Origin of the sequence: Chitinophaga qingshengii (assembly GCF_014529935.1) — a bacterium.
GTDB classification, from domain to species: domain Bacteria; phylum Bacteroidota; class Bacteroidia; order Chitinophagales; family Chitinophagaceae; genus Chitinophaga; species Chitinophaga qingshengii.
Window position 1 is genome coordinate 3,385,763 of sequence record NZ_JACVFC010000001.1, and the last position, 24,504, is coordinate 3,410,266.

20 protein-coding genes are annotated in these 24,504 nt (G+C 48.1%); 10 read left to right on the forward strand and 10 right to left on the reverse strand.

The window, feature by feature from the left end; all coding sequences use genetic code 11:
- A complete protein-coding gene (locus ICL07_RS13180) occupies positions 1 to 1,002 on the reverse strand; it encodes an AAA family ATPase (protein WP_188088369.1) in 1,002 nt (333 codons plus the stop codon).
- A 249-nt stretch (positions 1,003 to 1,251) separates the two neighbouring features.
- Here ICL07_RS13180 and ICL07_RS13185 point away from each other — a divergent pair, with 249 nt between their 5' ends.
- The 4 genes from ICL07_RS13185 (at position 1,252) to ICL07_RS13200 (ending at position 3,221) form a co-directional block, all read left to right on the forward strand.
- Complete coding sequence (locus ICL07_RS13185) at positions 1,252 to 1,590, forward strand: hypothetical protein (protein ID WP_188088370.1); 339 nt, start codon at positions 1,252 to 1,254, stop codon at positions 1,588 to 1,590.
- Between the two features lie 9 nt (positions 1,591 to 1,599).
- A complete protein-coding gene (locus ICL07_RS13190; protein ID WP_188088371.1) occupies positions 1,600 to 2,262 on the forward strand; it encodes a peptidylprolyl isomerase in 663 nt (220 codons plus the stop codon).
- An 83-nt stretch (positions 2,263 to 2,345) separates the two neighbouring features.
- Positions 2,346 to 2,726, forward strand: coding sequence for a glycine cleavage system protein GcvH (gcvH, locus tag ICL07_RS13195; RefSeq protein ID WP_188088372.1), 381 nt, complete (start codon positions 2,346 to 2,348; stop codon positions 2,724 to 2,726).
- A 105-nt stretch (positions 2,727 to 2,831) separates the two neighbouring features.
- Complete coding sequence (locus tag ICL07_RS13200; protein ID WP_188088373.1) at positions 2,832 to 3,221, forward strand: VanZ family protein; 390 nt, start codon at positions 2,832 to 2,834, stop codon at positions 3,219 to 3,221.
- A 66-nt stretch (positions 3,222 to 3,287) separates the two neighbouring features.
- Here the strand turns inward: ICL07_RS13200 and ICL07_RS13205 are convergent, their stop codons facing one another.
- The 3 genes from ICL07_RS13205 to prfA form a co-directional block, all read right to left on the reverse strand.
- Complete coding sequence (locus tag ICL07_RS13205; protein WP_188088892.1) at positions 3,288 to 3,968, reverse strand: YiaD family glycine zipper/OmpA-like lipoprotein; 681 nt, start codon at positions 3,966 to 3,968, stop codon at positions 3,288 to 3,290.
- A gap of 233 nt (positions 3,969 to 4,201) precedes the next feature.
- Positions 4,202 to 4,792, reverse strand: a complete 591-nt coding sequence (locus ICL07_RS13210; protein ID WP_188088374.1) for a hypothetical protein — start codon at positions 4,790 to 4,792, stop codon at positions 4,202 to 4,204.
- A gap of 367 nt (positions 4,793 to 5,159) precedes the next feature.
- Entirely contained in the window at positions 5,160 to 6,224 is a 1,065-nt protein-coding gene (prfA, locus tag ICL07_RS13215; protein WP_188088375.1) for a peptide chain release factor 1, read from the reverse strand.
- Positions 6,225 to 6,326: 102 nt separating this feature from the next.
- On the opposite strand from prfA, the gene ICL07_RS13220 reads away from it, so the two are divergent.
- Together ICL07_RS13220 and ICL07_RS13225 are read left to right on the forward strand one after the other, a co-directional pair.
- On the forward strand, positions 6,327 to 7,463 hold the full coding sequence (locus ICL07_RS13220) for an amidohydrolase family protein (protein ID WP_188088376.1): 1,137 nt from the start codon (positions 6,327 to 6,329) through the stop codon (positions 7,461 to 7,463).
- 10 nt (positions 7,464 to 7,473) lie between these two features.
- The gene (locus ICL07_RS13225) at positions 7,474 to 8,568 is read left to right on the forward strand and encodes a mechanosensitive ion channel family protein (RefSeq protein WP_188088377.1); all 1,095 of its coding nucleotides are present in this window, start codon (positions 7,474 to 7,476) and stop codon (positions 8,566 to 8,568) included.
- Positions 8,569 to 8,733: 165 nt separating this feature from the next.
- Here ICL07_RS13225 and ICL07_RS13230 read toward each other — a convergent pair whose 3' ends face one another.
- The 3 genes from ICL07_RS13230 to ICL07_RS13240 form a co-directional block, all read right to left on the reverse strand.
- Positions 8,734 to 9,234 (reverse strand): thioredoxin domain-containing protein, encoded by a 501-nt coding sequence (locus ICL07_RS13230; protein ID WP_188088378.1) that lies wholly within the window; start codon positions 9,232 to 9,234, stop codon positions 8,734 to 8,736.
- A gap of 10 nt (positions 9,235 to 9,244) precedes the next feature.
- The gene (locus ICL07_RS13235; protein WP_246485020.1) at positions 9,245 to 9,751 is read right to left on the reverse strand and encodes a MerR family transcriptional regulator; all 507 of its coding nucleotides are present in this window, start codon (positions 9,749 to 9,751) and stop codon (positions 9,245 to 9,247) included.
- 140 nt (positions 9,752 to 9,891) lie between these two features.
- A complete protein-coding gene (locus ICL07_RS13240) occupies positions 9,892 to 10,863 on the reverse strand; it encodes a peptidoglycan DD-metalloendopeptidase family protein (RefSeq protein ID WP_188088379.1) in 972 nt (323 codons plus the stop codon).
- 351 nt (positions 10,864 to 11,214) lie between these two features.
- On the opposite strand from ICL07_RS13240, the gene alaS reads away from it, so the two are divergent.
- Positions 11,215 to 13,833, forward strand: a complete 2,619-nt coding sequence (gene alaS, locus ICL07_RS13245) for an alanine--tRNA ligase (RefSeq protein WP_188088380.1) — start codon at positions 11,215 to 11,217, stop codon at positions 13,831 to 13,833.
- Positions 13,834 to 14,037: 204 nt separating this feature from the next.
- Positions 14,038 to 15,060, forward strand: a complete 1,023-nt coding sequence (locus ICL07_RS13250) for a PDZ domain-containing protein (RefSeq protein ID WP_188088381.1) — start codon at positions 14,038 to 14,040, stop codon at positions 15,058 to 15,060.
- Positions 15,061 to 15,148: 88 nt separating this feature from the next.
- Here ICL07_RS13250 and ICL07_RS13255 read toward each other — a convergent pair whose 3' ends face one another.
- Positions 15,149 to 16,531 (reverse strand): aldehyde dehydrogenase, encoded by a 1,383-nt coding sequence (locus ICL07_RS13255; protein WP_188088382.1) that lies wholly within the window; start codon positions 16,529 to 16,531, stop codon positions 15,149 to 15,151.
- Positions 16,532 to 16,638: 107 nt separating this feature from the next.
- Here ICL07_RS13255 and gatB point away from each other — a divergent pair, with 107 nt between their 5' ends.
- The gene (gatB, locus tag ICL07_RS13260) at positions 16,639 to 18,087 is read left to right on the forward strand and encodes an Asp-tRNA(Asn)/Glu-tRNA(Gln) amidotransferase subunit GatB (protein WP_188088383.1); all 1,449 of its coding nucleotides are present in this window, start codon (positions 16,639 to 16,641) and stop codon (positions 18,085 to 18,087) included.
- Between the two features lie 68 nt (positions 18,088 to 18,155).
- Positions 18,156 to 19,319 carry a TlpA disulfide reductase family protein gene (locus tag ICL07_RS13265; RefSeq protein WP_223151829.1) on the forward strand — a complete coding sequence of 388 codons (1,164 nt, stop codon included), beginning with the start codon at positions 18,156 to 18,158 and terminating at the stop codon, positions 19,317 to 19,319.
- Positions 19,320 to 19,464: 145 nt separating this feature from the next.
- On the opposite strand, the gene ICL07_RS13270 is transcribed toward ICL07_RS13265, so the two are convergent.
- Together ICL07_RS13270 and ICL07_RS13275 are read right to left on the reverse strand one after the other, a co-directional pair.
- Positions 19,465 to 21,096, reverse strand: a complete 1,632-nt coding sequence (locus ICL07_RS13270) for a RagB/SusD family nutrient uptake outer membrane protein (protein ID WP_188088384.1) — start codon at positions 21,094 to 21,096, stop codon at positions 19,465 to 19,467.
- Positions 21,097 to 21,107: 11 nt separating this feature from the next.
- A complete protein-coding gene (locus ICL07_RS13275) occupies positions 21,108 to 24,236 on the reverse strand; it encodes a SusC/RagA family TonB-linked outer membrane protein (protein WP_188088385.1) in 3,129 nt (1,042 codons plus the stop codon).
- Positions 24,237 to 24,504: the final 268 nt, after the last annotated feature.

The following is a 24,504-nucleotide window of genomic DNA, read 5'->3' on the forward strand; positions in this document are numbered from 1 at the left end:
TTATGGCACTTCTACGGCATTGAGAATTTCACTGAGGATGTTTTCGCTGGTCACGTTTTCGGCTTCCGCTTCGTAGGTAAGCCCCACACGGTGGCGCATTACGTCGAAACAGATATTGCGAACGTCTTCCGGGATCACGTATCCCCTGCGTTTCATAAAGGCATATGCTTTGGCTGCCAGCGCCAGATTGATGCTGGCTCTTGGAGATCCGCCATAGGAGATCAGCGGCTTCAGCTTCTGCAGCTTGTATTCTTCCGGGTTACGGGTAGCGAAAACGATGTCGATGATATATTTTTCGATTTTCTCATCCATATATACTTCCCTAACCAGCTTACGCGCGTCCATGATATCTGCCGGCTGAATAACCGCACGGATGGGCGTAGCAGCTTCAGGGTTCAGGTTCTGACGGATGATATGTCTTTCTTCTTCCTTGGTTGGGTATCCGATTACTACTTTGAGCATGAAACGGTCTACCTGGGCTTCAGGCAGGGTGTAGGTACCTTCCTGCTCAATCGGGTTCTGGGTAGCCAGTACCAGGAAGGGATCATCCAGTTTAAAGGTATTATCGCCAATGGTGATCTGTCTTTCCTGCATGGCTTCCAGCAGGGCGCTCTGTACTTTGGCCGGGGCACGGTTGATTTCATCCGCCAGGATAAAGTTGGCGAAGATAGGCCCTTTACGCACCACAAACTCATTCTTCTGCTGGTTGTAGATCATAGTACCTACCACGTCTGCCGGTAACAGGTCGGGAGTGAACTGTATACGGCTGAACTTAGCATTGATGGCTGATGACAGCGACTTAATAGATAAAGTTTTTGCCAGACCGGGAACACCTTCCAGCAATACGTGTCCCTGTGCCAGCAAACCGATGAGCAACCTCTCCACCATATAACGCTGTCCCACGATGACCTTGCCCAGCTCCATGTTCAGGAGATCCACAAAAGCGCTGGCCTGGTGAATTTTTTCATTCAGTTGCCGGATATCGGACGATGTATTTTCCATGCTGTTAGTTTTTCAAGTGTGCTAAAATAAACATTCTCTTGTCAAATAAAACTTATCACTATGTGAAATAGCCGTTAAAATGCTGTTAAACTTGCCACAGTGGCTGCTCTCCAAGAAAATAAGTCTAACGGGGATGCCCAAATTAAGAAAGCTCCCGCATATTTATATAATATTTTTCCGTATAACGTACATTTGCCGTGGCTATGAGCCACTTAACAGCAAACTCTGACCCAAAAAAAAAGCAATATCATGGAAGATCTTGAGAAGCGGTGGAAACCAATAGAAGATATGCTGACAGCCAAATTCGGGAAAAAGCCTAATATGGAGGCGATACTGTTCCTGATCGGTGTCAATGAAATCAATCATCTGAAGAAAAAATATACCAAAGAGCAAAAGCAGGACCTGATGCACGTTGCGGTGTGTACCCTCCTCAGCAAAAGCGGTTATTACGAACTGGATGGTTATGATAAAGACGGATGGCCTCATTTCAAAGAGCTGCAACCCGTTCCCAAATTCGGCCTGGCAGAACAGGAAGCCTTTTTGAAAGAACATATCATCGAGTATTTCGCCGACGAAGCAGACGCATAATCCACTGACATGAAAAAAATTGTACTCCTTTGTACCTTATTGCTGGCTGTGGCCACTATGGCCATGGCTAAAAACAGGAAAGTAAAGGTTATTACACCCTACGGCACCATGGTGATACGCCTGTATGATCAAACGCCCAAACACCGGGACAATTTCCTGAAACTAAGCCGGAAACATTTCTACGATAGCACCCTGTTTCACCGGGTAATCAAACAGTTTATGATTCAGGGAGGCGACCCGGATTCCAAACGCGCCAAACCCGGCGCCGTACTGGGAGAGGGAGATGTAGGGTATACCATCCCGCCGGAATTCCAGCTGGACCTGTTTCACCGCAAAGGCGCCCTGGCAGCGGCACGCGACGACAATCCCACCAAAGCCTCTTCCGGATGCCAGTTCTACATTGTGCAGGGCAAGGTATTTACCGATGAGGAGCTGGACAAACTGGAGAAAACCAGGCTGGGAGGCCGTAAGATCCCGGTAGATCAACGGGAGGTGTACAAAACGGAAGGCGGGTCTCCGCATCTTGACCAAAGCTATACCATTTTTGGCCAGGTAATTAAAGGCATGGAGGTGATCGACAAAATCGCCGCGCTGAAAACTGACAGCCACAATAGGCCACTACAGGACGTTCCCATGAAAATACGGGTCGTTAAAAAATGGTTGTTGTTCTAAAAGTGTTCATCAAAATATCAACATCAAAAAATCCGTAAATCCTAAAGGATTCCTTATTTTTACGGCTCAAAACCAAACTAATTATGAATTTTCCGTCAAACCTGCGTTACACCAAGGATCACGAATGGGTTTTATTAGAAGGCAACGTTGCCACAGTCGGCATTACCGAATTTGCGCAACGCGAATTAGGCGATATCGTATTTGTTGATATTCCTACTGTAGGTAAGACTATTGGTGCTGAAGAAGTATTCGGTACTGTAGAAGCGGTAAAAACTGTTTCTGACCTGTTTCTGCCTGTTGCTGGTAAAATCGACGAAGTGAACGCGGATCTCGAAAGCGAGCCAGAACTCGTAAACTCTGATCCATACGGCGAAGGTTGGATGATCAAAATGACCGTTACCAACCCTGCTGATGTGAACGGCCTGCTGACTGCAGACCAATACAAAGCGCTGGTAGCAGAATAATTACGCCAACTGATATTTAATATACAGAAGAGACAACAGGCTGCGCGTTATGAACGGCAAGCCTGTTGTCTTTTTTTTGCCCAACGTTAATCGATTTACCGGATTATGAAACTCTGGAAATATTATCTTCCGGCCACTGTTTGGATGATATTGATCCTTATCCTCTGCACCCTGCCGGGAAAGGACATCCCCTCCAACTCATTCTTTGAAAAAGTACACTTCGATAAAATCGTTCATTTCGGTCTTTTCGGGGGTATTGTGCTGTTTCTCAGCCTGGGTGTATACTGGCATCAGAAAAAAATATCCTCCGGCATACTGTTCCTGTTTGTGGTACTGGCTGCCTTCTACGGATTTGTTATTGAGCTGATTCAAAAATACTGGGCCATTGGCCGCAGTTTCGACATGTATGATGTACTGGCAGATACGCTGGGCGCTATCGCCGGGGTGTTTGTGTTTAAACTGGTACGTTACCTGTTCTTCAAAAAGCCTCAATAAAAAATCCCCCCTGAAACCAGGGGGGAATGTATATCTGCTTATGAGAAATATGTGTATCTAATATCTTTATTGTTGACCGGCTTCTTTCTTCGCATCCATTTTCATCTTGTCGTTTGCGAAGATGGAGAACTCAACACGACGGTTGATAGCACGGTTAGCTTCTGAATCATTAGGAACTTTGGGCTGGCTCTTACCATACCAGAACCCCTGGATACGATTGGCAGCAACACCCTGACCTTTCAGGTAGTTCATTACGCTGTTGGTTCTTCTTTCAGACAGACCCATGTTGTAAGCGTCTGTACCTTTGTCGTCTGTGTGACCTTCCACCCGCACATAGGTGTCAGGATATTTGTTCAGGATCTGAGCCAGCTGCTGTACGCTCTGCTGTGCAGCAGGAGACAGATCAGATTTGTCGAAGCCGAACAGTACGCCTGCATCAAATGTCACGTTAATACCTTCCCCTACACGTTCTACTGTTGCATTCGGAACTTCGTTTTTGATTTCCTGAGCCTGTTTATCCATTTTTTTACCGATCAGGGCGCCACCGGCACCACCAAGAGCAGCACCAATAATGGCTCCCAGCGCTGTGTTACCAGCTACCTTACCGATTACGGCACCAGCAGCAGCACCACCGCCCACACCGATAGCAGCGCCTTTTTTAGTATTATCCATGCTCTGCCAGGTGCTACAGCTAAACAACATGGTTGCAGATAAAACCAGGGCTACCAGAACATTCAATCTTTTCATCATAGTAATTTTAGACATGAAGGTTATTTATATGTAAATCAGGATGACAAATGTAAGTCGAAATGTGGGAAACAAATACTTTGCCAGTTTCTTTTTTGTATCCACAACTTATTGAAACATAACTATGAACAAACATTAAAAAAAACACAAGCAATCAATTTATAATCAAATAATTATATACGATATGCTTGTGTTTTTGCCGTTATGAATACATCCGGAGAGACAACAACGAATTAGCCCAAAAGGTTTTTGAGCATACCGCCGATACCGCCGGCCTCATTATTTCCTTGCTGCTGCTGGCTGGCGCCATTGGAAAACATACTGGTCAGGTCGCTCAGGTCTACCTTACCGTCGCCGTTTTTATCCAGACCGCCGGACAGCTTACCCAGCACTCCCTGCAGATCGATACCATTAGCAGCACCACCGGTCAGGGAACTGAAGATACTGTTGAGGCTGAAATTGTTGTTGGACGGGTCGTTGGTTTTACTCACCAGGGAGCCCAGCACCGTTGGGATCAGGGAAGCTGCCAGCTGCGTTGCAGCGCCTTTGTCCAGGTTGAATTTCTCGAGCAGCGTGCCTACAAAATTATTGGAGATATTATTTACCACCGGGTTGTCCTGGGTAGCGCCGGAAGCCGACTGGCCGCCCAATAAAGACAACACGCCTTCGGTATTGCCATTGGCCAGTTCCTGTTGCAGGCCATTGGTAATAGATGCTGTAGCGGCGCCGATGACCGCTTCATTTTGTTCGTTGGGTACGTCAGGGTTATTAACAACAGTGCTCTGTGCGTGTTCCCGAACGAGTTCCATTAATTGCTCTAACATCTGCTATGGATTTTTATGGAGAAAAATAACGAGGTATAAATTAAATGTAGGATTATTTCAGCACCCCGCAAAGTCCCGCAAAGAAGCTAAGTGAGCAAAGAGCGCTAAGGAGCGGAGAAAGAAGCGGATGGTGCACACAAAAACGCCGGGCAGCGAAGGCGCGAAGGAGTTTAAAACTAGTAAGATTTAAATAAGATTTAATAAAGAGAGCGAAGAGAACACTCATTACAGTGATCTGCTTCGCTCTCTTTTATCCTTATAATAAGCAAATAAGCTTTGCGTCTTTGCTGCCTGGCGCCTTTGCACGCACCATCCGCTTCTTTCTCCGCTCCTTAGCGCCCTTTGCTCACTTAGCCGCTTTGCGTGACTAGCTGCCTTGTTTCAGCTTTTCAGCGTTTTCTGCAAACTGCAGCGCATCCACCATATCCTTGATTTCCCCGTTCATAAAGGCATCCAGGTTGTAAACGGTCATGCCTATACGATGGTCCGTAACACGGCCTTGCGGGTAGTTATAGGTCCGGATCTTGGCGGAACGGTCGCCGGTAGACACGAGGCTTTTACGCTGGGAAGCGATGGCATCTTCATGTTTACGGACAGCCGCTTCATAGATACGGGTACGCAGCATTTTCATCGCGATCTCCCGGTTGGAGTGCTGGCTACGGCCTTCCTGGCATTCTACTACCACGCCGGTAGGAATGTGGGTGAGCCTTACCGCAGACTCGGTTTTGTTTACGTGCTGGCCACCTGCACCGGAGGAACGGAAGGTGTCCATTTTAATATCTGCTTCGCGTACATCCACGTCTACTTCTTCCGCTTCGGGCAGCACGGCTACCGTAGCGGCGGACGTGTGCACACGGCCGGCAGCTTCTGTGGCAGGCACACGCTGTACGCGGTGTACACCGGATTCAAACTTCAGGGTACCATATACATCATCTCCGTTCACTTCTAACACCACTTCTTTAAAACCACCGGCAGAACCAGGGGTCTCATTCAGCAGGTTGGTACTCCAGCCTTTGGTTTCGCAGAAACGCAGGTACATGCGCATCAGGTCACCGGCAAAGAGGCTGGCCTCATCACCACCGGTACCCGCACGGATTTCCAGGATAGCGTTTTTCTCATCCTGGGGGTCTTTAGGGATCAGCAGGTTGCGGATTACCTCTTCCTGTTCCACTTTTTGCTCTTGCAGCGCTTCCGTTTCGGCTTTGGCCAGTTCGCGCATCTCCTCATCGCCACTATCCAGCACTTCCTTGTTGAAGGCAATATTATCCAGCAGCTTGCGATAGGCATCATATGCCTTCACAATCTTCTCCAGCTGCCGGTATTCCTTGCTTAGCTGGCCAAATTTTTTGTTGTCGCTTACCACTTCCGGGTTGGTCAGTGCCAGCGCCACCTGGTCAAAACGGCCTTTTATCGCTTCGAGTTTGTCTATCATAATTATCTTTGACTTTTGAGTATCCCTCCCGAAAGGGGGGTCGGTGATACTGCTAATCGGGTTGCAAAATTAACACCATTCATTTAATTAAATATCAGGTTGTTGAAACAGATCAAATTAAAAGGGAAGGATATATTCGACGGCCAGCGTTTTTTAGGCCCCGGCCAGGTACTGGTACTGGATGAAAACGGCGTAGTGACGGGCATTGTAGCGGAAAATGCTGCTGGTGACAACGTACAGGAAGTGGAGGGCATCCTCTGTCCCGGTTTCGTGAATACCCATTGCCACCTGGAACTTTCCCACATGAAAGGAGTGATTCCGGAAAAAACCGGGTTACCTGCTTTCCTTACCCGGGTAATGGAAGGACGGCAACACGGCCAGGACCAGGCAGCCGCGATCGCTGCTGCCGAACAGGCCATGTGGGACGCAGGCATCGCCGCGGTAGGGGATATCTGCAACAGTCCCGCTACTATTCCCCAAAAACGCCACCAGCGCCTCTGGTACCATACTTTCGTGGAATGTATGGGCGTAGCGGAAAGCAGCGCCGCTACCCGCTACCAATACAGCCTGGAGGTGTTACAGGCCTTCCGGGAAATACCCGGTCATAGCGCTTCTATAGCGCCGCATGCGCCCTATTCTGTCAGCAGCGCACTCTTTGGCCTGCTGGCGCAAACACCGCATAATACGCCGGTCACCATCCACAACCAGGAATGCCAGGCGGAAAATGAACTGTATAACAGCAAAACCGGCGATTTCCTTCGGTTCTATGCCCATTTCGGGATGGACGCCGGCAGTTTCCAGGCAGCCGGCACCAACAGCCTGGAAGCCTACCTGCCACGCTTTGCCCACAACAAAATACTCCTGGTACACAACACCTACACTTCCGCCGCCGACATTCAGTTTGCCCTGCAACAGCCGGTGGAAACCTGGTGGTGTTTCTGTCCGCAGGCCAATTTGTATATTGAAGACCGTTTGCCTGATATTCCCCTGTTCCGTGAGGCAGGATGTAATATTACCCTGGGTACCGACAGCCTGGCTTCCAACCATCAGCTGTCTGTTTGGGAAGAAATCAGGACCATACAGACCCATTACCCGGACATCCCGCTGGCAGAGCTGCTATGCTGGGGTACCAGCAACGGCGCCAAAGCCCTGGGCATCGAAAGCCGCTATGGCAGCTTTAAAGAAGGGATGCAGCCCGGCGTGGTGCTGATAGCCGATCACATCAAACGTATTATTTAGAATTAACCATATGAATGATTTCCTGAACCAGGTTATCCTGGACAATCCCGTAAGGGACTATCTCATCCTCATTGGGGTACTGCTCTTCGTGTCTTTTATTAAACGGTATGTATCCAAGGGGATGGCAGCCATCCTGTTCCGCCTGGTGCGCCACTGGTCCCCCCAGATCGAAGAAAAAGACTTCATCAACCTGCTGCTCCGGCCACTGGAGTACTTTCTGTTACTGGTCACCTTTATGCTGACCATCAACCGGTTCACTTTCCCGGCTGTACTCAATGTACACCTGTACAACAAGGCTACCCTGAAAGACCTGACGGATACCCTGCTATCGCTGGCCTTCAGCATGAGTATCATCTGGATCATGCTGCGCCTGATCGATTTCATCGCGCTGGTATTGGAGAAAAAAGCCCAGGTGTCGGCAGATAAGACTGATAACCAGTTTATCATCTTCTTCCGCGATTTCTTCAAGGCGATTATCTTTATTATGGGTGCCATTGCCTTTATCCGGATACTCTTTGGCCCTTCGCTGGTAGAAAAGATCATCGCCGGCCTTGGTATCGGTGCGGCAGCCCTTGCCCTCGCTGCCAAAGAAAGCATCGAGAACCTTATCGGCTCTTTTATCATCTTCTTCGACAAACCATTCCGTGTAGGCGACAGCGTAAAAGTAGACGCCTACCAGGGTACCGTGGAAAAAATCGGGTTGCGCAGCACCCGCATCCGCACGCTGGAAAAGACTTTCGTGACCGTGCCCAACAAAAAAATGGTAGACAGTATCCTGGACAACCTCTCACTCCGTACGCAGCAACGGGTGGCCATGCGCCTGGAAATAGGCTCAGAAACGCCGCCGGACAAGCTCGTAAAAGTGCTGGACGATATCCGCAACCTGCTGAAAGACAATTCCAGTATCCTGCCCGGCTTTACGGTAAACCTCAACGATTTCACGAAAGACACCTATGTCGTTCAGGTCATCTTCAATACGTATATCATCGATGGCAGCCAGTATGCAGCCCTCCGGGAGAAGGTAAACCTCTCCATCATCCGGTTGCTGGCAGACAACGAGGTGAAATTGCCTACTACGTCCACCAATGTTACATTTAGGAATTAGATATTTAGTTATTGGTGATGCAAGGTTTATTACTTATAATCAAATGAACTGTTGCATCACCAATAACTAAATATCTAAATAACTAAATTTCAAAATTCCTCCATAAGAAAGGCCTGTTGATTCCCATCAACAGGCCTTTCTTATGGAGGAAGCTCTTTAAAGCGGTTATTCTTTTTCTTTCTTGGAACTGCTCAGCAAAATGCGGGACAGATCACCTTCAATAGATTCTTTCGGCGTACCTACGATACGGCCCACTTCATTACCATCGCGGAAAACGATTACGGTAGGCAGTTTTTTCACTTTATAATCGGTAGGAGCGTCTGTTTGCAACTTCTGGTCAGCACCGAACAGCAGTACCTGGTCTTCCGGGCTGCCGGCGGTGATCATTACTTTGTACAGTTCAGGAACCACCTTACGGCTGGTTTCATCCCAGGTGCCCATTACCACCACCAGGTTGTAGTTACTCCGGTTGGATTTAATGTAGTTGAGCATATTATCATTGGGCTGGTAGCTGTTAACCCCTTTATAAAACCAATCGGTAGATTGGTCTTGCATCAGGGTTTTCATTTCTATTTTACCTTTGATCACTTTATCGTTACCATTCTGTGCCCAGGCCATCGTTGAAAAAAGCAGGCCGCCTCCCAGGAGTAATGTTTTCAAGCGCATAATCATGTTTTTATAATTGATCTTTCAGTTCGGTTAAAAAACCACGTACCTTTAGCAAAGCCTGTACCATTTCGAAATTCCGGGCCGCCAGTTTAAGATCTTCCTTCAGTTTTTGTTTGGCGCCTTCTATGGTATACTTTCTTTCCCGCAGTAAATGGTAGATCAGTTTAAGGTGCTGGATATCTTCCTGACGGAATAACCGGTCGCCTTTCCTGTTTTTTTTGGGTTGAAGAATATCGAATTCATTTTCCCAATAGCGTATCAGTGAAGTATTTACCCGGAACATGGCAGCTACCTCACTAATCGAATAATATTGCTTGTCCAGCACTAATTTGTCCAACTCCATAATCAAGTCTGGGTCTTCCGATACCTCTTTCAATGATTTACGTCCCCGCTTTTTACCTGGCTCTCTGGGTACAACGATGGTCTTCTTCACTTTTACTTTTACAGTGCCTCCCGCACTCTCCGGTACCGGATGGGGAGTTCCAGGTGTGGAAAAGAGGTCTAACTGTTGCATAACGGTAAAAAACGGTGAAAAATATTCTTTACGGGAATGAAGTTAAGCTTTTCATGGCAAGCATGTAGCTTTTATCCTCCGGAAAAATATCATTTACCTGTTACAACGTATTAAAACCTAGGCACTAACAGTACCGGCTATTAGTCGAAAGACTGGTTGCCGGACCTGGCCATCTTCAGCATACGGTCAAATTGCTCGGGGGTAAGGTCATTAAAGAAGAAGTACACAGGGTCCACCTTTTCGCCGTTTTTAATGACTTCATAGTGGCAGTGCGGGCCGGTCGATTTACCGGTGCTACCCACCCATCCCAGTACATCGCCGCGTTTTACGGCCTGGCCGGACTTCACCTTCATGCGGAGCATGTGACCATATAATGTTTTATAACCATACCCATGCCGTACAATCACATGGTTGCCATAGCCTACATCACTCAAACTGGCCTCTTCCACGGTGCCATCGCCGGTAGCGTAGATAGGCGTACCACTGGGTGCGGCAAAGTCAAGCCCGGCATGGTATTTCATGGTTTTATAGATCGGATCGATACGATATCCAAAGCCGGAAGCGATGTGTTTCAGGTCTTTATTGGCCACCGGTTGTATAGCCGGGATAGATGCCAGCATCTGTTGTTTGTTCTTGACCAGGTTGTCTATCTCGTCATAAGATTTTTCCTGTGCTTTGATACGGTTGGTCAGTTCCTTCAGCAGGATACCGGTAGAAGCAATAATCTCACTGCTGGCAAAGGATTGCAGCTGGGCAGCTTCCTCGTCGCGGTTAATTTTGCCTTCCCGGGCACTGTCAGGGATAGGAGAGGCCTCAAATATCACCCGGTAAATTTCATTATCACGGTCTTCCAGTTCGGCCAGCTTTCCCTTCACTTCTTTCATACGGCCCTGTAAAGCGTCATATTTTTCTTTCATCCCTTCCAGGTCACGGCGCAACGACTTCTCTTTCGGCGAGTCTACCACCCGGTAGGCAACAGACAGGAAGATAGCCCCGGTAACAATAGCAGCAGATACAAACCCGAGTATTCTCAGGATCTTCACCCGCAGGGATACTACGAGCTTCTCATATTTTAATGTTTGGGTATTGTAAAAATATTTAACCTTCTTCATGCACCGGGTGTACTTTACGCTGGCTTACAGCAGTGAACGCTATTCCAGCAATTTTATTTCATGAGGTCCAAACAAGCGGATGGCCGTTGTTGCGTTATTTTCTGTTCACATTAACTTTTTTATCGGGTAACACAACCTGTTTTGAATAATCATACAGGTTTCAATATTTTTGCACTCCCTGTAAACCGTCGGAAAATAAGGCGCACAAACCTAATGTAATTAGATTAAAACATCAACCTTTTGAATGTCAATTTTCTAACTACTTTATAATGGCTTGAAAAACAATATAAAAACGACCGTTTTCCGGTATTACATGGAAATAAAAATACATATTAACTCGCATCCATATTTATGACAGCATCTGAGATAAGACAGCAATTCCTGGATTTTTTTGCGTCGAAAGGACACCAGATCGTTCCTTCTGCCCCTATCGTGATTAAAAACGATCCCACCCTGATGTTCACCAACGCGGGCATGAACCAGTTTAAGGACTACTTTCTGGGCAACAAAACGCCAGCCCACACCCGGGTGGCGGACACGCAGAAATGTCTCCGGGTAAGCGGAAAGCATAACGACCTGGAAGAAGTAGGTATCGACACCTACCACCACACCATGTTCGAAATGCTGGGCAACTGGAGCTTTGGCGACTATTTTAAGAAAGAAGCCATCGCCTGGAGCTGGGAGCTGCTCACAGAAGTGTATAAAATCCCGAAAGACAAACTCTATGTCACTGTTTTCGAGGGAGATGCGAACGAAAACCTGCCTAAAGACGAGGAAGCCTATAACTTCTGGAAAGAACATATTGCAGAAGACCGTATCCTGCTGGGCAATAAAAAAGATAACTTCTGGGAAATGGGCGATACCGGTCCATGCGGCCCCTGCTCCGAAATACATGTGGACTGCCGACCGGATAACGAAAGGAAGGCCATAGACGGTAAAACACTGGTCAACGCCGACCATCCCCAGGTGATCGAAATCTGGAACAATGTATTCATGCAGTTCAACCGCCTGAAGGACAAGTCCCTGGAACCACTGCCCGCCAAACACGTGGACACCGGCATGGGACTGGAACGCCTGGTACGCGTACTGCAGGGTAAAACCTCCAACTACGACACCGACCTGTTCATGGGTACCATTCATACCACCGAACAGTTCACCGGCAAAAAATATGAAGGCACTGATACCCGCAAAGACGTGGCCTTCCGCGTTATTGCCGACCATATCCGCGCTATCTCCTTTACCATTGCCGACGGCCAGCTGCCGTCCAACACCGGCGCCGGTTACGTGATCCGCCGTATCCTCCGCAGAGCGGTGCGGTACTATTTCTCCTTCCTGGACGTGAAAAAACCACTCCTGCACGACCTCGTGCCGGTACTGGCCGCTCAGTTCTCTCACGTATTCCCCGAGCTGCAACAGCAGGTGGACTTTGTGAAGAAAGTGGTGTTTGAAGAAGAAAACAACTTCCTCCGTACCCTGGAAAGCGGTATCCGCCGGATCGAAGACTTTATGAAACAGGCAGGCAGCAAAGTAGTAGACGGACAAACCGCTTTCGAATTATATGACACCTACGGTTTCCCCTACGACCTGACTTCCCTGATCGCCTCCGAAAACGGTTTCAGCGTTGACGAGCCAGGCTTCAAAGCTGCTATGCAGCAACAGAAAGACCGTTCCCGCGCCGCTACCGCCGTAGATGCCGGCGACTGGGTAATCCTGGACGAAACACCGGACTCCGTATTCATCGGTTACGAACAACTGGAAGGCACTACCAAATTGCTGAAATACCGCACTATGAAAGCGAAAGGTAAAGAGCAGTTCCAGCTGGTACTGGGCCAAACGCCTTTCTACGCAGAAAGCGGCGGACAGGTAGGCGATACCGGCGTACTGCACTTCGATGACGAGGTAATCCATGTTACCGATACCAAAAAAGAAAATAACCTCATCATTCACTTTGCCGATAAACTGCCCGCTAACCCGGCAGCCAAAGTAAAAGCCACCGTAGCCAAAGACAAACGCCATGATACGGCCCGTCACCACTCTGCTACCCACCTGCTGCACGCCGCACTGCGCCAGATATTAGGTACACACGTAGCCCAGAAGGGGTCACTCGTAAACGCAGACAACCTGCGCTTCGACTTCTCCCACTTCGCTAAAGTGACCGATGAAGAGATGGCACAGATTGAAAGCATCGTAAACGAAAAGATCCGTCAGAACATCCCGGTAGTGATCAAGGAACTGGCTAAGGAAGAAGCCCTGCAACTGGGCGCCATGGCACTTTTCGGTGAAAAATACGGCGATGTGGTGCGTGTAGTGATCATGGACCCGGCCTACAGCGTAGAGCTGTGCGGCGGTACCCACGTAGGCTCCACCGGCGAACTGGGCCTGTTTAAGTTTGTATCCGAAGGTGCGGTAGCCGCCGGCGTTCGTCGCGTGGAAGCCGTTACCGGCGCTAAAGCCGAAGCCTTCGTCAACGAACAGCTGCAACAACTCAAAGAAATCAAAAATACCCTGAAGAACCCGAAAGAACTGGTGAAAACAGTGGAAACACTGGTTCAGGACAAATCTTCCCTGGAAAAACAACTGGAAGCCCTGGAACTGGAGAAAGTACGCCAGCTCGCTGCCAGTCTGCGGAACCAGGCACAGGATATCAACGGTGTTAATTTCCTCGGTCAGGTGGTAAGCGTTGGCAGTGCGGAAGGCCTTAAACAACTGGCCCTGCAGTTGAAAAACGACATCCCTAACCATGTACTGCTGTTTGCAGCCAATATCGGCGGCAAAGCCAGCGTAGCCCTCAGCATCGCCGACGAACTGGTGGCAGCCAAAGGATGGGAAGCACCTAAAATCATCAAGGAAAAAGTAGCTCCCCTGATCAAAGGCGGCGGCGGCGGACAGAAATCATTCGCTACCGCCGGCGGCCAGGAAACAGATAAACTGGATCAGGTAGTGGCTGCGGTAAAAGCCATCATCGGATAAACACATTCGGTTAATATATCAAAAGCCGACCCCGGGAGGTCGGCTTTTTTATTTAATATCGTAGCAGGAATTCCCCGGAAGCAGCCCCTGGAAAAAAATTTTAACATTTCATCAGATGATCACCGTCACCTGACAAACAGTTTTAACTTTTTCTTGCCTGTTGCCCCGGTTATTTTTGTAACACCAAAAAAATTAAACTGGCATATGAAAAACGTACTCAGAAATTTTACCCTTGCAGGCTTCGGTTGCCTGGCCATTAGTGTAGCATCCGCACAAAACCGGAATGCTCCCGCTAAAGATAAAATGGGCGAGTATGATGAAATCGTCATTAAAAACAAAAGCAACAAAGGCGGTAAAGTAACCGTAGAAATCAAAGACGGCGATATCCTGATCGACGGCAAAAAAATGGATGAATACAATAATCCTGACATCTCTGTTTTCCGTCGCAGTATCACGCCGATGAATGGCAACAACTTCAGTTTTGACGGGCCTTCCGGCGGCGGTATCCAACTCTTTAACAGTGACGGAGATGACGAAGAAGGCGAAGCCCTGCCGATCACCGGTAACAAAGCAGTACTCGGTGTAATCACCGAAAAAACAACCGCTGCAGGCGCTACCGTAAAAACGGTTGCTCCCGGCAGCCCGGCTGAAAAAGCAGGTATCAAAACAGGAGACGCCATCACAAAAATCAATAATGAAACGATCAACGAACCGAAAGAGCTGTTTGAAACCGTTGGCCGTTTCAAACCAGGTGACAAAATAACGGTTACGTATATACGCAATAAAAAGGAAAGCAAAACATCCGTCACACTGGATGAAAGAAAAGAAGATTCTTTCGGCAGTGAATTCAGTGGCCCCCGCAGAAGAGGCAACCTGTTTACTTTTCCCATGCCCCGCGGCGGACAAGGATTTGGCGGACCGGGCTTCTCTTTCAACACACCGGATGAAGGCGTAAAACTCGGCATCCAGGTACAGGACACCGACGAAGGCGATGGCGCACAGGTGATCAACATGACACCCGGTTCCCCGGCAGAAAAAGCAGGCTTCAAAATCAACGACCTGATTACCGATATGGCCGGCAGCCCGGTAAAATCAGCACATGACGTAGCTGAACTCTACCGCGCTAACCGCAACAAAGGAACTATAACGGCTACGATTAAACGAAATGGTCAAACGCAGACCATCGATATTAAGGTTCCGAAAAAACTGCATACAGCAGATCTTTAAACAGACTTTTTTCTTTTGGGTTTAATATACAGGCGAACGGCTGACCAGCAGGTCAGCCGTTTCGTTTGATAGACGTTTATGTTTCCCATTATTTCATAATCCTCTTCAGCATACCCAGCTTATTCTTAAACGGCGGATACTTCACCGGCACATCCAGCCAGGTAGCCGTTTTCAGCATGCCTTTGGCATGTGTGAACGTTTCAAAGCTGTAACGTCCGTGATATTGCCCCATACCGCTATAACCCGCTCCTCCAAAGGGCAGCTCAGGATTGGTGAGATGCACCAGGGCATTGTTGACACAACCACCACCAAAACGCACCTGTTCTATCAATGCATTTTCTGTTTTTTTGCTTTTGGTGAAGACATATAACGCCAACGGATAGGGATTTTTCCGGATGGCTTCGATGGCTTGCGGTAAAGTCTCAAAAGTAAGGATAGGCAGCACCGGGCCGAAGATTTCTTCCTGCATCACCGGATCATCCCACTCTACATCATCCAGCAGGGTAGGGGCGATGTAGCGCTGATCACGGTCTGTTTGTCCGCCATGCAGCACATGTCCTTCTTTCAGATAAGCCGCCACCGCATCGAAACGGCGGGTATTGATCATCCGGGCATAGTCTTCGCTGGCCGCCGGATTATCCCCAAAGAACTCAACGATAGCCGCTTTCAGCGCTGCCACCAGTTCCTCCTTTATTTTATGATGTGCCAGGAGGTAATCGGGCGCTACACAGGTTTGGCCGGCATTCCAGAATTTGGACCAGATGATTCGTTTAGCCGCCACCTTTATATTCACTTTTTCATCTACCACACAGGGAGATTTTCCACCCAGTTCCAGTGTCACGGGTGTGAGATGCGGCACTGCCATCTCCATAATTTTTTTTCCTACCGGAATACTACCGGTAAAAAATACGTGATCAAAACGGAAAGCCATCAATGCCGGAATCACGGTACCACCCTCGCCTTCTACTACGCTGATATACGCCGGATCAAAGGTTTCCCGGATCATATCGGCGATCACCGTGGCGGTATGTGGCGCCAGTTCAGAAGGTTTCAGGATGGCGCAGTTACCGCCGGCAATAGCGCCTACCAGCGGGCTGATCTGCAGCATAAAAGGATAATTCCACGGTGCGATGATCAGCGTAAGGCCCAGCGGCTCGCGGTATACACGGCTGCTGCTGGGATAAGTCACAAAAGGCGAAGTCACCACTTCCGGCTCCATCCACTGTTTCAGGTTGGCTGCGATATAGGCGATTTCTTCATATAAAAATCCCACCTCGCTGCTATAGGCTTCCAGCGGGTGTTTATGCAGATCGTTCTTCAGTGCTTCGAGGATACGCGGCTCAAAACGCTGTATCGCTTTTTTCAGTCGTTGCAGCATCGTCTTCCTGAAAGCATAAGGACGGGTAACACCGGAATCGAAATAATCGTGCTGGGACTTGTACAGTTGACTTATCTGGGCATTGCTGATCATAGGGTGAAAATTTAACCTTTATCTGCCTCAAGTTAGGTATTTCCGGGCATGAAATAGGCCGAAAACCCAGCATTATTTGAATATATTTGTGGTAATCAGTACGGATTATGAGCGATATCTATAGCAAATATGAAACTGTGATCGGGCTGGAAGTACATGCCCAGCTGTTGACCGACAGTAAACTGTTCTGCAGCGACAGTGCAGCCTTTGGCGGAGCGCCCAATACACATATCAGCGCCATTTCCCTGGCACATCCCGGCACCTTGCCCCGGATGAACCGTAAAGCGGCGGAATATGCCATCAAACTGGGCCTCGCCTGCCACTGCGAGATTGAAAAAGACAACTATTTCGCCCGAAAAAATTATTTCTACCCCGACCTGCCCAAAGGCTACCAGGTATCCCAGCATACGGCGCCTATCTGCAAAGGCGGCTATGTACCGGTAGTAACCGATGCCGGCAGCCGGCAGATTCAGCTCAACCGTATCCACCTGGAGGAAGATGCCGGCAAACTGCTGCATGATCAGGACCCGGCCAACAGCTATGTTGACTATAACCGCGCCGGCGTGCCCCTCGTGGAAATTGTGAGCGAACCCGATATGCACACCAGCGACGAAGCCTACGCCTATCTCACGGAACTGCGGCGCCTCGTGCGTTATCTCGGCGTATGCGACGGTAACATGGAAGAAGGCAGCATGCGCTGCGATGCCAATATCTCCGTACGTATCAAAGGCACTACCACACTGGGTACCAAAGTGGAAGTAAAAAACATGAACTCTATCCGCAACGTAAAGCGGGCCATCGATAATGAAGTCAAAAGACAGATAGACCTGATCGAAGCCGGCGGCACCCTGGTACAGGAAACCCGCAGCTTCGATGCCGCTACCGGCAGCTCATTCTCCCTGCGTTCCAAAGAAGAAGCCAACGACTATCGTTACTTCCCGGAACCAGACCTGGCCCCCTTCCACCTGACAGATGAATTCATCGCTTCTATCAAAGCTACCCTGCCAGCACTGCCGGAAGAACTCATTCAAAAATATATTACCGTTTTCGGTCTGCCGGAATATGACGCCCGCGTGATCTGTGACGATAAAGGCACCGCCGATTATTTTGAAAGTCTTACTGCTATCACCACACAATACAAGGCTGCGGCCAACTGGATGCTGGGCCCGGTAAAATCATGGCTCAACGAACATTCGGAAGATATCTCCCGGTTCCCGGTTACACCGGCTGCCCTGGCAGCCCTCATTCAACTGACTGACAGCGGGAAAGTAAGTTTCTCCATCGCCTCTTCCAGGATATTACCGGAGATGACCAGCACCTCCGAGGACCCGCTGTCCATCGCTACCCGGCTCAATCTCCTGCAGGATACCAATGCGGATAATATCAGTCCCATTATCGATGAAGTACTGGCCAAATACCCCGACAAGGTGGCCGCTTTCCGCGGTGGCAAAAAAGGATTGTTATCCCTTTTTGTGGGAGAAGTCATGAAACTGTCCAAAGGCAAGGCAGATCCGCGACTGACCAACGAACTGCTGGCAGAAAAATTGAAAGGGTAGCCGCTTTGAAGATATTTAGCTAATATTGACAGTTGAAAGGCTCAGAAAAACGATAAAAAATCAGTAGCATGAAAAAATACTTATTGTGGATGTCCGTTGCAGCGTTCCTGGCCGGATGTACCGGTGGTCAACAGGAAAAAGGAGAATTTAAAATCGAGGGACACTTTACCAATCTTCCCCTCGGCTCTATCGTACTGGAAGAACTGACGCTCGATAACCTGAAAATGGTGGACTCTACCAGCGTAAAAGATGCCAGTGGCAAATTTACCCTGAAAGGTATGGTTCCCGAACAAGGTCTCTACCGTATCCGTTTTGATAATGGCAAATTCATCCTGCTGTCGCTCGACGCCGGAGATATGAAACTGGAAGGCGATGTCAACAACCTGGAAGCCATGAAGGTAACCGGTTCTGAAGCAACTTCCGAACTGCAGCAGTTCCTGCAGGACATCAGCAAACAGTCTATTGCCCTGACAGAAGAAATGCGCAAGGTAGACAGCCTCCACGGCGCTAAAGTACCGGACAGTGTATTTCAGCCGCAATTGGCCGCTATCCAAAAGAAAGAAAAAGATTTCGAACAAAGCTTCTTTGATGTCGCTGAAAAAACTAAAAATCCGGCCAACGCCGTTTTTGCTATCAGCCAGGTAAGAAACCCGGAAGAAATCATTGCCCACAAACAGGTGATCGCCGGTTTAACTACCCGTTTTCCTAAAAACACCCTGGTAAAAAGCATGACCGATAAAATCGCTGAGCTGGAAAAAAGCAACCAGACAGGCGCCGGTGATGCGGCAGGTGGCGAAGAACCTTCTGCAGCGGTAAAAGTAGGCCAGGAAGCACCTGATTTCTCTCTTCCTGATCCTAATGGCAAAACAATCAGCCTGAAGTCGCTGCGTGGTAAATACGTGCTGCTCGATTTCTGGGCCAGCTGGTGCGGACCTTGCCGCCAGGAAAATCCTAATGTAGTGAGAGCCTTCCAACAGTTTAAAGGTAAAAACTTCACCATCCTGGGCGTTTCTCTGGACAAAACCAAAGATCAATGGCTGGCTGCTATCGCGAAAGATGGTCTCACCTGGAATCACGTGAGCGACCTGAAGTTCTGGGATTCATCTGTAGTACCACTGTATGGTATCAACGCTATCCCGACCAACTTTCTGCTCGATCCGCAAGGCAAGGTAATTGCCACTGACCTCAGAGGCGATGATCTGATTGCTAAACTGCAACAAGTACTGAAATAATTCTTTTTGATATAAAACAAAGGCCGGCCTGGTATACAGGCCGGCCTTTGTTTTATATCTGCTACAAAAAAAATGTCCCGGGAGGATTCCCGGGACCGATGTTAACTGAATATATGTTACTCATCATCTAATTATGCTATAGATATTAGTATTCTGGATTCTGTTGTGCTTTCAACGTAGGGTTGGAAGCAGTTTCAGTGGACGGAATAGGCCAAATAAAACGGTAATCCGTATAAGTGATGGCGTTATAGCTTGGCGTAACCGTTGGTCTGGTAGTAGTATTGTAATCACTACCATCCGTTTTAAGATCGGCCTTCAATATTTTGGCCGGAATACCTTTGGCGGAATACACCGGATCGAGTGCAAGACGGTGGATATCCGGCCAGCGGCGGCCTTCACCGGCAAACTCAACACGACGTTCGTTCAGGATAGCCAGTGTCATGTCTGCAGGCGGTACGGTAATTCTGTTTGGGCTGGCAGCAGGTAGTGATCTGTTACGTACGGCGTTGTACAGCAAAAATGCCTGGGCAATGTTGCCGGTACGGGAATAGGCTTCAGCCGCATTCAGCAATACTTCCGCATAACGGATAATAGGCGCCCAGTCAGATTTATTCAGACCATCGCGGTATTTGTAGCTGAAGTAATAATTATCCACCGGTTTACCATCTTTAGTGGTAGTTTGTTTAATCTGCATCAATGACCTGCGCAGGTCATCAGTCGCCCAGAAAGGTGCATTGTACAGGTTAGGGCTGGTAGCTACCAGTCCGCGGCCACCACTGGTGGAAGGCAGGAACATGGAAGCCAGCGCACCGTTCGTATCACCATTTGCCAGCGCACTGTTGGCAATAGAGAAAACAGATTCCCCATTCTTATCATTTTTAGTAAATGGTTCGTCCGGGCTGGCAGTCAGTGCATATCCGTTGATGGCGCTGGTAAAGCTGGTACCGGCAGCAGCAGTACCCAACTTGACGCCTTCTGCAATTACACCGGCATAATCGCCTTTATGCAGCTTTACCCGCATTTTCAAAGCAATCACAGCTCCCTGAGTAGCGTGGTTATAACCGAATTTCGTAGTACCGTTTAAGTTAGGTTCGGCAAAATCCAGGTCGGCCAGGATTTTATCATAGGCTTCTGCTACAGTACCTCTGCCAACTTTGATACCCTCTTCGATTTTCGCAACGGAGTTCATGGCCATGGTACGGTAAGGAATACCCATTTCACCACCATTCTTAGAAGCGTATGGGCGGCAGAAATGAATCAACAGTTCATGATGAGCCAGCGCACGCAGGAAGCGGGCCTCCGATTCCAGTTGCAATCCTTTTGCGGATGAAATAACCCCTTTACCTGTTGCAGCTTTTACTCCTTCTATGAAGGTGTTAGCCTGGTTGATCAGCGCATACAGGTTTACCCACATATTCACATTATTCGCGGAAGTGGTGGAATACTGTGCCTTGTAAGTGATTTCATAAAACCCTTCCAGGTTGACCATATCTTCCCCTCTCATTTCACCCTGCTCAATAGAGGCAGCACCGAAAGGATAGCCACGTCCGGCAGTGTAACTATCGTTGTAGCTACCGATAGCAGCCGCATTATACACGCCATTCAATGCCAGCTCCACCTGCGCGGAGTCAGTGAAAACGGTATTATCCGCCAGCTGATTTTTTGGAGTAAGTTCTGTAAACTTACTGCAGGAAGTAAAACCAACTGCTATTATCAGCAATCCTGCCACCGCTTTGGTAATATTACCACTATATTGATATCTCAAATTTCTTGTCATGATGCTAATTTTTACAGTCCAACATTAATACCGATTGTGTAAGTACGAGGCATAGGGTTGGTGTTATAATCGATGCCCGGTTCAGTGTTTGCTCGCAATCCGGTATAGGCATTCAGTTCGGGATCCATACCGGTGTATTTGGTGATCACAAAAGCGTTTTGTACCTGTGCAAATATGCGGAGGTTGCTCAGGTGCATATTTTCCACTACACGTTTAGGTACGGAATAACCCAGACCAATGTTTTGCGCACGGATAAAGCTGGCATCTTCCAGGAAGCGGCTGGACGCATTACCATTCTGTAACACGAAGTTGTCAGAACCCTGATACAACTTAGGTACGTCAGTTTCCTGTCCTGGTTTAGTCCATCTGTTGAGCAGCTCTCTGCCACCGTTTTGGAATTTCTGGTTGTTCAGTGCCTCCTGACGGGTAACGTTGTATATTTTGTTGCCCCCGGCGAAAGACAGGAAGATATTCAGGTCAAAACCTTTGTAGGTAAAGGTGTTATTCAAACCACCATAATAAGTAGGGGTAGCCTGGCCCAATACACGTTTATCCGTAGCAGTGAGCGCTTCTGCTCTTTTGCTCATATCCTCCGGTTTGGCAGGATCATAGGCGTAGTAATAACCTGATTTGAAATCACCCTGCACAATAGAACCATCTGCCTTTTCCCATAATGGGTTACCATTAGCGGTGTTTACCCCTTTGGAAACATAGCCATAGAATTCACCCACGGAATTACCTACACGGGTAATATTATAGGCATAAGTGATATCGGCATCATTCACCAATCCAGTCACCCTATTTTTAACAAAGGAGATATTAAACCCTGTAGACCAGGTGAAATCTTTACGCTGAATGTTGGTGCTGTTAACGGAAAACTCAAAGCCTTTGTTGTACATCAAACCGATGTTGCGGCTGATAACGTTAGGTCTGCTGGCGCCGGGAATACCGAGGGAAGGCGGAGTTGGCGCTAACAATACCATACCATCAATATTGTTTTTGAAGTATTCAGCAGTTACATTAATACGATCATTCAGCAGTCCCAGGTCCAGACCCACATTAATCTTCTTGCTGGTTTCAAAAGTCAAATCGGGATTGTACAGCTGATTGTAGATCAGCCCCAGGTCATTCCCATACAATGCAGTTTTGTAAAGACCGGCAAAAGGATAGGAACCAATCTCCACATTACCTACTTTAGCATAACCACCTCTGATTTTCAGATTGCTGATAAAGTGAAGTCCTTCTGCATTACGGAAGAAGTTTTCCTGAGACAGTCTCCATCCCACGGAAACGCCTGGCAGGTCGGCACTTTGATTGCCCGGAGGCAGTGCAGAAATTGCGTCGCGACGGAAGGTAGCAGATACGATGTAACGGTCCAGGTAAGCATACGTAGCCCGCGCGAAATAAGAACGGAAAGCGCGCTCTATGATATCACCGCCGATAGTTTGTGTACCGGCGCCGTTGGTGATAATGTTGTTTTGTCCAAAGAATGCGCTGGTCAGGTTGGTCCCATTGGCAGAGAAGCTGCGTTCTCTGGTTTTTTGGAATTCAATACCAGCTACCGCATTGATGTTATGATCGCCCAACTGCCTGTTGTAGCTGAGGGTATTTACCCAATTGTAGCGGAAACTTGGAATAGACTGTTGAAATACGATACCCTTAAAGTTACGGCCGTCACCGTGAACAGGGTTCCAGTATTGGAAGTCTTCTCCATTCAGTGCATTAACACCGATCTGTGTTCTTACATCCAGGCCTTTGATGATTTGTACGTTGGCAAAAGCATTACCAGTTACGTTCAGGTTCTGGTTGCGGTAAATATTATTGTCGATTACGTACAGAATATTGGTGTAATTATCTGTGATTTTTTCCAGGTTAGCGCCACTACCCAGTACTTGTTTGTCGGCACTGAGGTTGAAGGTACCATCATTCCATTTAGCCGGTACGTTAGGTAAGGCACGCAGCGCGTTGGTGATGTTACCGGAAAGGCCGGTGGTGCTGTTATTGAGACCATTGTTGGTAATATGGGAAATATTGGCATTGATGCCCACTGTAATCACATCCAGCGCTTTTTGTTCCAGTTTAAAACGAGCCTGGTATTTACGCTGGCTATTACCTACGGCAATACCATTCAGCTCTGTATAGCCCATGGAAATGTAGTAGTTGGTTTGATCGTTGGCACCGCTGAGAGACAGGGCATGGTTGTGCTGGAAACCTGTGCGGGTAACGATCTTCTGCCAATCAGTATTATAGAAACCACCATCCGGATTAGGAGTAGGGAAAGCTACTGCTGCTTTGCCCAGGTTGGTATATTTCTCATTGGTAACGGTGATAAATTCGTCCGCATTCATTAAAGGGAAACGTTTGGAAGGTGTAGCTGCTGCAAACCAGTTGTCGTAGGTAATTTTAGCTCTTCCCAGTTTACCTTTTTTGGTAGTGATCAGGATCACACCACTGGCGGCGCGGGAACCATAGATCGCAGTAGCAGCACCATCTTTCAGTACTTCCATGCTTTCGATATCATTAGGATTGATATCACCCAGCGGGTTGTTAGGAGTAACACCGCTTTGGTTACCGGTAATGTAAGGAACTCCATCTATCACATACAGCGGATCAGCGCTGCTGGTGAGGGAGTTCGTACCGCGGATACGGATACGGGCAGCCTGACCGAGGATACCGCTGGGTACAGACACCTGTACGCCTGCGACCTGTCCCTGTAACTGGCGGTCAACACTGGAGTTAGCCTGGTTAACCAACGCCGTGCCCTTTATGCTGGACACAGCAGCCGTCAGGTTTTTCCTTTCGATAGTGCCATATCCCACTACCACTACTTCACTCAATCCTTTCTCATCTCTTGCCAGTTTTACGTCAATACTGTTTTTTCCGGCAATATTTATCTGTTGGGAGGCATAACCTACAAAAGACACATCCAGTACGGCGGCTTTTGCATCTACTTTTAACTGAAACTCGCCGGCACCATTGGTGATAGTACCGTTAGTAGTGCTAACAATCCTCACGGTAACACCGGGCAAAGGAGCACCATCCTTTGCATCGGTCACTTTACCGGAGATTGTTCGTGTTTGTGCCAGCGCCTGTATAGCACTGATGGCCGCAAACAGCCAAAGAAGCAATCCTTTCTTCATAAGCGATTTTGATTTTGAAAAAAAAGTAACTGGTAACATATAGTTTAGGCATGGAGGAGCCGTTAAGCACCTGTGCTTTTTCTCATAAAAAAATTTAGCAAAAAAGTGACCGTGCGCAGAGAGTTCTGCACTATCTCATATTATATCAACAAGAAGTCTGATCGAAAAATACTCCTGTACAGAATAAATTCACGTCAATAAGCAAAAACAAATTTTAGTTGACTACCCTCTTTGTAATCCTATAACGATGTAAATTAATCTACCCCCT

Excerpts from the sequence above, each read along its gene's own strand:
- ICL07_RS13250 (WP_188088381.1), top strand. The coding sequence starts at position 14,038 with ATGAAAAACGTACTCAGAAATTTTACCCTTGCAGGCTTCGGTTGCCTG.
- ICL07_RS13235 (WP_246485020.1), bottom strand. The coding sequence starts at position 9,751 with ATGCAACAGTTAGACCTCTTTTCCACACCTGGAACTCCCCATCCGGTA.
- gcvH (WP_188088372.1), top strand. The coding sequence starts at position 2,346 with ATGAATTTTCCGTCAAACCTGCGTTACACCAAGGATCACGAATGGGTT.
- ICL07_RS13275 (WP_188088385.1), bottom strand. The coding sequence starts at position 24,236 with ATGAAGAAAGGATTGCTTCTTTGGCTGTTTGCGGCCATCAGTGCTATA.
- ICL07_RS13180 (WP_188088369.1), bottom strand. The coding sequence starts at position 1,002 with ATGGAAAATACATCGTCCGATATCCGGCAACTGAATGAAAAAATTCAC.
- ICL07_RS13270 (WP_188088384.1), bottom strand. The coding sequence starts at position 21,096 with ATGACAAGAAATTTGAGATATCAATATAGTGGTAATATTACCAAAGCG.
- ICL07_RS13185 (WP_188088370.1), top strand. The coding sequence starts at position 1,252 with ATGGAAGATCTTGAGAAGCGGTGGAAACCAATAGAAGATATGCTGACA.
- ICL07_RS13190 (WP_188088371.1), top strand. The coding sequence starts at position 1,600 with ATGAAAAAAATTGTACTCCTTTGTACCTTATTGCTGGCTGTGGCCACT.
- prfA (WP_188088375.1), bottom strand. The coding sequence starts at position 6,224 with ATGATAGACAAACTCGAAGCGATAAAAGGCCGTTTTGACCAGGTGGCG.
- ICL07_RS13230 (WP_188088378.1), bottom strand. The coding sequence starts at position 9,234 with ATGCGCTTGAAAACATTACTCCTGGGAGGCGGCCTGCTTTTTTCAACG.
- ICL07_RS13240 (WP_188088379.1), bottom strand. The coding sequence starts at position 10,863 with ATGAAGAAGGTTAAATATTTTTACAATACCCAAACATTAAAATATGAG.
- ICL07_RS13200 (WP_188088373.1), top strand. The coding sequence starts at position 2,832 with ATGAAACTCTGGAAATATTATCTTCCGGCCACTGTTTGGATGATATTG.
- ICL07_RS13225 (WP_188088377.1), top strand. The coding sequence starts at position 7,474 with ATGAATGATTTCCTGAACCAGGTTATCCTGGACAATCCCGTAAGGGAC.
- alaS (WP_188088380.1), top strand. The coding sequence starts at position 11,215 with ATGACAGCATCTGAGATAAGACAGCAATTCCTGGATTTTTTTGCGTCG.
- gatB (WP_188088383.1), top strand. The coding sequence starts at position 16,639 with ATGAGCGATATCTATAGCAAATATGAAACTGTGATCGGGCTGGAAGTA.
- ICL07_RS13255 (WP_188088382.1), bottom strand. The coding sequence starts at position 16,531 with ATGATCAGCAATGCCCAGATAAGTCAACTGTACAAGTCCCAGCACGAT.
- ICL07_RS13265 (WP_223151829.1), top strand. The coding sequence starts at position 18,156 with ATGAAAAAATACTTATTGTGGATGTCCGTTGCAGCGTTCCTGGCCGGA.
- ICL07_RS13210 (WP_188088374.1), bottom strand. The coding sequence starts at position 4,792 with ATGTTAGAGCAATTAATGGAACTCGTTCGGGAACACGCACAGAGCACT.
- ICL07_RS13205 (WP_188088892.1), bottom strand. The coding sequence starts at position 3,968 with ATGAAAAGATTGAATGTTCTGGTAGCCCTGGTTTTATCTGCAACCATG.